The organism is Acinetobacter endophylla, from assembly GCF_053543775.1.
In genome coordinates, this window is sequence record NZ_JBLVOM010000167.1 from 1 (window position 1) to 508 (window position 508).

The window sequence follows — 508 nt, forward strand, 5'->3', positions numbered from 1 at the left end:
AAACTACGCTGGAAACACTAGTAAACGCTGTGTATGCGGTATCCTTCTCAGCCGGAGTCAAATCCAATTTTTGATTTTCCAGCAGTACGGAGAAAATACTTGCGAATTTATCCTTGGAAATGGTCCCTGCCTCTGTTTGGTAGGCAATGAGATTCTTTACTCCTGTTGCATCCAGCTTGGAATAGATTTTCTTAATCTTTTCCTTTACAGCAGCATTTTGGCTAACTGCCGCTGCCGATGCAGTGTTTGTAAGTCCAAGTTGCTGTGCCAATCCTTTTCCGCTTAGCGGGATTCCTGCTACTGATGCTGCAGTCATACTGACTGCTAGTGTCGATACTGCCAGTTTCTTCTTCAACGTCACTGTTCATCCACCTCTTTATATGTATTTTGAGTGTTACCAATCATAGTCCCAGAACTAAACATGCCTGGTCTATGAAGAAAAAAATAACAGTAAGTCAATAAAAACCATTCTACCATTATTCTATCGATTGGTCAGCCCTTTCGAGAA

The 508-nt window shown here is 41.7% G+C and carries 1 protein-coding gene; it reads right to left on the reverse strand.

The features are described 5' to 3' along the window. Nucleotides 1-316, reverse strand: a 316-nt coding sequence (locus ACNPNW_RS06180) for a hypothetical protein (protein ID WP_448766736.1), incomplete at its 3' end; no start/stop codon positions are given. Nucleotides 317-508 lie beyond the last annotated feature (192 nt).